Origin of the sequence: Streptomyces sp. LS1784 (genome assembly GCF_020103755.1) — a bacterium.
In the GTDB taxonomy this organism is placed as follows: Bacteria; Actinomycetota; Actinomycetes; order Streptomycetales; family Streptomycetaceae; genus Kitasatospora.
This window is the reverse complement of the sequence record NZ_JAHSQD010000003.1, coordinates 65,720-73,728: the sequence shown is the minus strand read 5'-3', so window position 1 is coordinate 73,728 and position 8,009 is coordinate 65,720. Positions and strand designations below refer to the sequence as shown.

6 protein-coding genes and 1 riboswitch are annotated in these 8,009 nt (G+C 74.9%); of the genes, 4 read left to right on the top strand and 2 right to left on the bottom strand.

Annotated elements, in window-relative coordinates; translation table 11 throughout:
* On the bottom strand, positions 1-840 hold an 840-nt coding region (locus KS423_RS01040; RefSeq protein WP_224273726.1), incomplete at its 3' end, for an AfsR/SARP family transcriptional regulator.
* A 250-nt stretch (positions 841-1,090) separates the two neighbouring features.
* On the opposite strand from KS423_RS01040, the gene KS423_RS01035 reads away from it, so the two are divergent.
* Together KS423_RS01035 and KS423_RS01030 are read left to right on the top strand one after the other, a co-directional pair.
* The gene (locus KS423_RS01035; RefSeq protein WP_224273724.1) at positions 1,091-2,164 is read left to right on the top strand and encodes a hypothetical protein; all 1,074 of its coding nucleotides are present in this window, start codon (positions 1,091-1,093) and stop codon (positions 2,162-2,164) included.
* Between the two features lie 62 nt (positions 2,165-2,226).
* Positions 2,227-2,369, top strand: a riboswitch (SAM riboswitch).
* Positions 2,370-2,569: 200 nt separating this feature from the next.
* The gene (locus KS423_RS01030) at positions 2,570-3,283 is read left to right on the top strand and encodes an IclR family transcriptional regulator (RefSeq protein ID WP_224273710.1); all 714 of its coding nucleotides are present in this window, start codon (positions 2,570-2,572) and stop codon (positions 3,281-3,283) included.
* A gap of 40 nt (positions 3,284-3,323) precedes the next feature.
* On the opposite strand, the gene KS423_RS01025 is transcribed toward KS423_RS01030, so the two are convergent.
* Entirely contained in the window at positions 3,324-4,577 is a 1,254-nt protein-coding gene (locus KS423_RS01025) for a threonine/serine exporter family protein (protein ID WP_224273702.1), read from the bottom strand.
* 237 nt (positions 4,578-4,814) lie between these two features.
* Between KS423_RS01025 and KS423_RS01020 the strand changes: the two genes are divergently transcribed.
* The gene (locus tag KS423_RS01020; RefSeq protein ID WP_224273700.1) at positions 4,815-6,932 is read left to right on the top strand and encodes a DUF362 domain-containing protein; all 2,118 of its coding nucleotides are present in this window, start codon (positions 4,815-4,817) and stop codon (positions 6,930-6,932) included.
* Entirely contained in the window at positions 6,929-8,008 is a 1,080-nt protein-coding gene (locus KS423_RS01015; protein ID WP_224273698.1) for an NAD-dependent epimerase/dehydratase family protein, read from the top strand. Before KS423_RS01020 ends, KS423_RS01015 begins: the two co-directional genes overlap by 4 nt.
* Position 8,009 lies beyond the last annotated feature (1 nt).

Sequence of the window (8,009 nt, the reverse complement as noted above, 5' to 3'; positions counted from 1 at the left end):
GGGCGGGTCCGGCGACTCGACCCCGGGCGCGGCCGGCTCCGCACTGCCGGCGAGGAGCGCGACGGACGGCGCCGGGGCGGCGAGCGACGGGTCGCCCTCCAGGATCCGCTGGTGCAGCAGGTCCAGCTCCGCGCCGGGCGCCACCCCCAGTTCGGCCAGGAACAGCTGACGCGCGCCGCGGAACACCGCCAGCGCGTCCGCCTGCCGCCCGGCCTGGTACAGCGCGCGCATCAGCAGCCCGTACGCCCGTTCGTGCAGCGGGTGTTCGGTGGTCAGCGAGGTCAGCTCCGGAATGCACCGGGAGTAGCGCCCCAGCGCCAGGTCCAGGGCGATCCGCTCCTCCAGCAGGGTCAGCCGCAGTTCCTGGAGCCGCTGGCGCTGCCGCTGCGCGAACGGACCGGGGATGCCGGCCAGCGGCTCGCCCTGCCACAACTCCAGCGCCTGGTTCAGCAGGTCGCGCGCCTGCTGCGGCTCTCCGGCGGCCGCCGTGCGCTCGGCCTGCGCGGCCAGCTCCTCCGCCTGCGCCGCGTCCACCGCGTGCTTGGGCAGCACCAGCCGGTAGCCGTCCCCGACCGAGGTCAGCACGGTCGGCGCGTCCGGCTCCTCGCCGTGCAGGATCTTGCGCCACCGCCAGGCGTAGGTGCGCACCGTCGTCATCGCGGTGCCCGGCGGCTCCTCACCCCACAGGGCGTCGATCAGATCGGTGGCGCTCGCACCGTGTCCGGGCCGGAGCAGCAGCACCGCCAGCATGGCCTGCTGCTGTGGGCTGCCCACCTTCAGCACGGTCACGCCGCGCTGCGCCCGCATCAGACCCAGGACCGAGAACCGGAAATCATCCATTCCTGCACCTGCCCGCCTCATGTGCTCGCCCCCGCCCGCGCACGTGCCGCCCCCCGAATTGATGAGCCCCTATCAACCCACGGCACCCGGTGGGATGTCGAGGGATCGTCGACCCGGTGGTGATCCGGTGTTGATCGGCCGTCACCACAATCGGTGGTGTGGCGCCCGCGGTCGGCCCGGCACCAACCGTCGGACCCGCCACGTCCCCGGCCGCCCGGCCGACCATCACGGCTCTCGGAGGCGGACGCCCATGAAGACCGACCTGCTCCACCGGCTGCTCGACGTCGACCCGGTCGCCGGACCGGTCGAGCTGCTCCACCGTGCCCGCGGCGACCGCCACCTCCCGTACCTGGTGCTCGCCGCGCTCGCCAGGGACGGCGTCCGGATGGGCGAGCACGCCCGGGCCGAGCTGCGGCGCGCCCGCGACCGGGCCGACTGCTACGCCAGGGTCGCCCGCGGGCTCGCCGACGCAACCGTGGTCCGCCCGATCCGCGACCTGCCACTGGCCGGCTACTACCCGCCCGACCTGCCCCGGCCGCTGGGCGTGCTCAGCCTCGTCAGCCCCACCGAGGCCACGCTCTGGCAGGCCGTCAACCGGCTGGTCACCGACCACCCCGTGGAGTCCGTGGAGGTCACCCTGCTCGGCGAGCGGCCCCGGCACACCGCCGTCACCCTGCGCTGGCCGGCCGAGGACCCGCTGCTCGACCCGTGGTACGAGGTGCGGGTCGCGACCGCCGCGCTCACCGGCGACCTCGCCACCGTCCCGGTCCGGCCCTACCTGGCCGCCGACGACCACGTGGAGTGCCTGATCGCCCTCGCCGAGGAGGGGCTCGGGCGCGCCTTCCTCGCGGGCGACGTGATCGACGTGGCCCACCTCGCCGGGCAGCCCTTCGAACCCGTCGAGACCGCCGAGGTGGTCGCCGCCTACCGGCTCGCCCCGGAGGCCGCGGCCCTCCTCGACCTCGCCGCCGAGCACGTGCCGCTGGGCTCCCTGCGGGACGTGCGCACCGTTCTGGAGGCCGAGGTCGCGCCCGAACTCCGCCGCCGCCGGACCCTCGCCCGCCCGCTCCGGCCCCGCCACGGCACCCTGCTGCGCCGCACCGTCATCCGGCACCAGTGGGACGAGGCCCTGCTGCTGCCGGCCGGCGAGGCCGGCCTGCTGCTCACCCCGGTCGCCGACTACCTGCTCGGCCCGGAGGGCACCCGGCCGACGGCGGCCGAACGCGCCGCCGCCCTCGCCGCCCTGCGAGCCTGGGACACGACCGCCCCCGGCAGCCCGGACCAGGCCCGGTGCACCGGCCTGTCGGAGCCGCGCCACCGCTGAGCGGCCGCAGGGGTGGGCGGGGGCTTGGCGACCAGCCCGGGGAATCTTGTATGGTTCCAGGCGAATCATCCAGAGGGGTGGAGGGACCGGCCCTACGAAGCCCCGGCAACTCCCCGGTCGACCCGGCGTCCGAAGTACGCGCCGTGCCGTCCGGGATCAGTGCCAACTCCGGCCTGTCGCCACTGTGGCGCGGGAAAGATGAGGAGACACGGTGCTCTCTGTGCTGTCCTTCGCCCGGGCGCTTCCCGCCCCGGCGCTTTCGCGTACCCGTCTCGTGCCCGGCGCAGGCAATCGGCCGACTTCTGCGGCCCGTCCTCGCTGACCACCCCCCGGCTCCCCGCCAGGAGCCGCCGTGAGCAGCGCCCACCCGCTGCTCCCGGGCCTTGAGACTGGAGTACCCCACCCATGGAGAACACGAGCGGCGTCGGCGTGCTCGACAAGGTCACCTCGATCCTCGGCGTCCTGGAGGCCGGTCCCGCCACCCTGGGCGGCCTCGTCGCCGCCACCGGCATGGCGCGGCCCACCGCCCACCGGCTGGCCGTCGCCCTTGAGCACCACCGCCTGGTCAGCAGGGACATGCAGGGCCGGTTCATGCTCGGCCCCCGGCTCGGCGAGCTCTCGGCGGCCGCCGGCGAGGACCGGCTGCTGGCCGCGGCCGGATCGGTCCTCACCCAGCTCCGGGACGTCACCGGCGAGAGCGCCCAGCTCTACCGCCGGCAGGGCGAGGTCCGGATCTGCGTGGCCGCCGCCGAACGCCTCACCGGCCTGCGCGACACGGTTCCGGTGGGGATCACCCTGCCCATGAAGGTCGGCTCCGCCGCCCAGGTCCTGCTCGCCTGGGAGGAGCCCGAGCGCCTCCACCGCGGCCTGCAGGGCGCCCGGTTCACCGCCACCGCCCTGAGCGGCGTACGGCGCCGCGGCTGGGCCCAGTCCGTCGGCGAGCGCGAGCTCGGGGTCGCCTCCGTCTCCGCGCCGGTCCGCGGCCAGTCCAACCGGGTCGTGGCCGCCGTCTCGGTCTCCGGCCCGGTCGAACGGCTCACCCGCCACCCCGGCGCCCACCTCGCCCAGGCCGTCGTCGAGGCGGCCCACCGCCTCACCGAGGCCCTGCGCCACCCGTGACGGGCCCGCCCGTCCGGGGCGTACCTCCGCTGCCCCGGGCTCAGGCCAGGGGCAGCGGGACGGTGCGGGAGGGGCGGGGTATCCGACTGATCACCGCGCCGATCAGGGTGCCGATCGACACCCCGAACACCGCCGACACGGCCGTCAGCACGGACTGCGCGCCGTTGCCGACCTCGATCTGCGCGGTGTTCAGCAGGCCGAAGGAGCCCGGCACCACGATCCAGAACGCCGGGAGGTAGAGCACCTGCCAGAGCGGACCGCCCGGCAGCCAGTGCACCAGCGTGGCCGTGGCCGCGGCGGTGACCGCGCCGGCCAGGCCGCCGATCGCCGCGCCGTGCGTCGACCCCACCACCACCTGGACCGTGACGCTCACCGCGATCACCACGACGATCCACGGGATGGCCGGGGGCGGGGTGTGGACGTTGACCACCACCCCCGCGACCGCGAGCGCCAGCCCCAGTGCGATCACCCACCAGCTGGGCTTGGCCACCTGCACGTTGGCCAGCGCGGTGGCCGGCATGCCGGTCGCGGTCGCGGCCGCGGCCACCCCGGCGAGGAACAGCGCCAGCTGCACCGCGCCGGACACCAGCCGGGCCGTACCCGCGCTGGCCGCACCCGCGGCGATCTCCGACAGCCCGGTGACGAGCAGCCCGCCCGGCAGCAGGATCGCCAGCGTGGCCACGATGGTCCGCAGCGGACCGTCCAGCAGCGAGGCCCGGGCGAGCAGGAGGACCAGCAGTGCGACCAGGAACCCGGCCGTGACGGGCAGCAGCGGCCGCAGGTACGGCAGCCGCCGGGCGAGCACGGTCAGCCCCACGACGATCAGCGAGCCGAGCCCGGCCGCCAGCACGTTCGCCGCCGCCGGCTGCAGGAAGAGGCAGACCCCCACCCCGACCGGCAGCGCCCCGAGGTCCGCCACCCACGCGGGCCGGCGGGCCGGTGCCCGCCGGATCCCCTCCAGCTCGGCGAGCGCCCGTGGCCCGTCGAGCTCGCCCGCCCGCAGCCGGTGCACCAGGTGGAGGACGTCGGCCGTCTGCTCGAACCGCAGGGCGGCGCCGACCGGCTGGAACCGGGTGGCCTCGTGCGCCCCCAGGGCGACGAACAGCCCGTTGGTCAGCGCGGCGACCCGCACGTCCGGAGCCCCCAGCGCCCTTCCCAGTCCGCGGAGTTCCTCCTCGACGTCATGGACGGGCAGGCCACCGCCCAGCAGGGCCTCGCCCAGTTCGAGCAGCAGGCGGCGGAGCGGGTCGGGCGGGGCTTCGGTGCCCCGGACCAGGGAAGACGTGCTTGGCATGGCAGGTATCGTCCCATCCCGCCCGATTCGGTCCGACTGTGCCCCGGTCTGTTCGGTTTCCCGCCGCGCGCACGCCGTCCGCCGACGACGGCCGGCCCGGGACACGAGCGCGTGTCCCACTCCGCATCCGACCTCCGGCCAGTAGCATCGCTTTTAAACCTCTTTGGGATGCTTTCCGGTGAATCGGCGACGGTTCGACCGTGCGCAGGAAGACCGTCCGCCGCCGCTGGGGGAGATGTGACCGTCGTCGCCGCCGTGGCCCGCTCCACCCGGGTCCGGCCGCTCTCCGCCGCCGACCTGCTGGCGGAGGCGGTCGCCCGGGCCGGGCTCTGGGAGCGGCTCGCCGAGCGGGCGCACGGCGACCCGGGGGCGGTCGCGGTGCTGTTGACACCGGGTACCTCCGCGTACGGCGACCCGGCGACCGCGGTCAGCGCCGCCCTGGTGGAGCACCTGATCGACCTGCTGCACGACCGCGGCTACCGCGACGCCACCGTCGGCGCCGCCCGCTGCGGCCCGGACCCCTGGCTGGCCGGCCCCGGGCTCCCCGAAGCCTGCCGCCGACTCGGCTACGGCGGGCTCACCCCGCAGGGCAACACCTACCGCGTCGTGGACCTGTCGGAGGAGGTCGGGCCGGCCGGGTTCCCCGACTCCTCCGTGCTGCACGGCAGCGGCCTGGCGCGCAGCTGGCTGGACGCGGGCTTCCGGATCAACATCGCGAAGAACAGCACCCACCCGGAGTTCGGCTACGCCCTGTGCCTGGCCAACCTGTTCGGCGTGCTCCCGCAGGACGACAAGCACCACCACTACCGCGCCCGACGGGACGGCGCCGAAGTCGTCGTGGACCTGCTGCGCTCCCACCCGCCGGACTTCCACCTCATCGACGCCGTGGTGAGCAGCCACGGGTGCGCCGGATCGCACGTCGGCAGGCCCCTGCGGACGGAGACGGTGATCGCCGCGCCGGACGGCGTGCTGGCGGACATGGTCGGCGCGCTGCTCATGGGCGTCGACCCCGTCTCGTCGCCGCTCAACGCGCGGGTGCTCAGCGACCGGGGCCTGCCGGACGCCTACCGGATCGACGGCGACCTGACGCCCTACCAGGGCTGGCGCAACCCGCCGAGATCGCTGGTCGAGGCGGTGCGCCGACTCGCTCCCGACGGGCGGGTCCACCGGCTGTTCAGCGTCGCGGCCTGGCACGTGGCCCCGGGCACGGCGGTCACCGACCCGGCCCTCGCCCGGCTCTCCCGACTCCTCACCTCGCTGATCCGCGCCGCGGACGCGAACCCGGCGGCCGCCGCCGCCCTGTGCGCGATGGTCGGCGCGGCGGCGTCGGCCTCCTCCACCGTCCGCGCCTGGCGGACCGGGAACGCCAAGGACGGCCTCCGGCGCCGGGACGTCTCCCTCGCGGTCGACCCGGACGCCTACACCCACGAGGACTACGACCGGATCACCGACCTCCTGCGGCCGCTGGAGACGGTGATCGACGCGCTGCCCGCGGACGCCTGGCAGATGCGGTGGCAGCACGTGGGCCACTCGATCCTGTTCGGCTGCGAACGTACCGTCAACGCACCGTACCGGGAGTTCGTACGGCGGGTCGACATCAGCCGTTCCATCAGCTACATGACCGACTACCTCGGCGGACGGGTCCACGTGGTGTCCCGTGACGCGCAGGGGCGACCCATCCGCCAGATCGAACGCAACCTGTACCTGGCGCAGCCGAACTACCTGGCGTACTACGGCGGTCCGCCCATCGACGTCTGCAAGCTGGAGTCGGTGGACTACGGGGAACAGCGGCAGCGGATCTCCTGGCGGACGGTCAGCAGCCCGAACGGGTCCGCCGAGTACGACGACGGCTCGGTGACCTTCCTCCCGGCGGACGGCGGTGGCCGGACCCGGATCGTGATCCGGGTGCGTCAGCGCTTCACCCTGCCGCTGACCTGGCAGATGATCCGCCCCGACACCCGGCCCAGGCTCAGGGACCCGCTGGTGCAGGACTCCTACCAGCGCTTCTTCACCCGCACCCTCGACAACTTCGAGGCGCAGTACGAGGGGCGCCCCTTCCGGATCGGCCGGCCCTGGGAGGATTCCGACGACCTGGAGGCGGCCGAGCTGCCCACCCAGCGGCTGACCGAGGCCGCCCGGATGCTGCGGACCGTCGCCTCGCAGACCCTGACCGTGCCGACACCGCCGGGACGACTGGGGCCGGACGGCTTCTGGCACGTCGCGCCCGGCGACCTCCCGACCCGCTCCCCCCTGCTGGAGGAGTTCCGCGAGTCGCTGCGCCCGGCGGTGGCCGGCTTCTGGCAGGGACTGCGCGAGGCCGCGGCCCGGGACCGGCGGTCGAGGCGGACCCCGTGAGGGCGTGCGTGACCGGTGCCAGCGGGCTCGTCGGATCCCAGGTGGTGCGTACGCTGCACGCCGCCGGCCAGGAGGTGCGGGCGTCGGTGCGCCGCAGCAGCGACCTGCGGCAGCTGCACGGCCTGGACGTGCCGTTGGTGAACGCAGACCTGCGCGATCCGCTCAGCCTGCGGGCCGCGTTCGAGGACTGCGACACCGTGTTCCACTGCGCCGCCGTCTTCTCCTACTGGGACACCGACCGGGAGGAACTGGCCAGGGCCAACGTCGAGGGCACCTGCGAGGTGCTGCGGGCCGCGGCCGAGGCCGGGGTCCGGCGGGTGGTGGTGACCTCGTCGTCCATCACCTGCGGCTCGTCGGGCGGCCCGGTGGCCCGGGACGAGCAGTGGATGCCCGGAGAGGAGTACCTGCCGGACTACTTCGTCACCAAACTGGAGCAGGAACGGACGGCCTTCGCCCTGGGCGCCGAACTCGGCCTGGAGGTGGTGGCGGCCTGCCCGACCATCGTGGTCGGCGGCCCCGACTGGCGGCTGGTGCCCAGCAACGCGCTGATCACCCGGTACCTGGCCGACTCGCTGCGCACCACCTATCCGGGCGGCTGCAACATCGTCTCCGTCCGGGACGTCGCGGCCGGCCACGTGCTGCTCGCCGAGCGGGGCCGGCCCGGGGAGCGCTACCTGCTCGGTGGAGAGAACTGGGCCTGGCGGACCATCCACCAGACCGTCTCCGAGCTGTGCGGCACCCGTGGACCGTGGGCCACCGCCAGTCACACGGGCGCGTACCTGGCGGCGACGCTGGGGGAGATCCGTGCGGTGCTGACCGCACGGGCCCCGGCGACCACCCGGGCGGAGGCCCGGACGATGGGGCGTTTCTACTGGTACCGGCACGACAAGGCGGCGGACCTCGGCTACCGGCCGAGGCCCGCGCGGCAGGCGCTGGTCGAGGCGCTCGGCTGGCTGGTGACCAGCCCGCACCTGTCGGACCGGGTCAGGTCCGGGCTGCGGCCGCATCCGGAGGTGACGAGCGCGCGGGAGCTGCTTCCCCGCCCGCTGGAGGACGGCGGCCCGGCGCCGAGCTGAC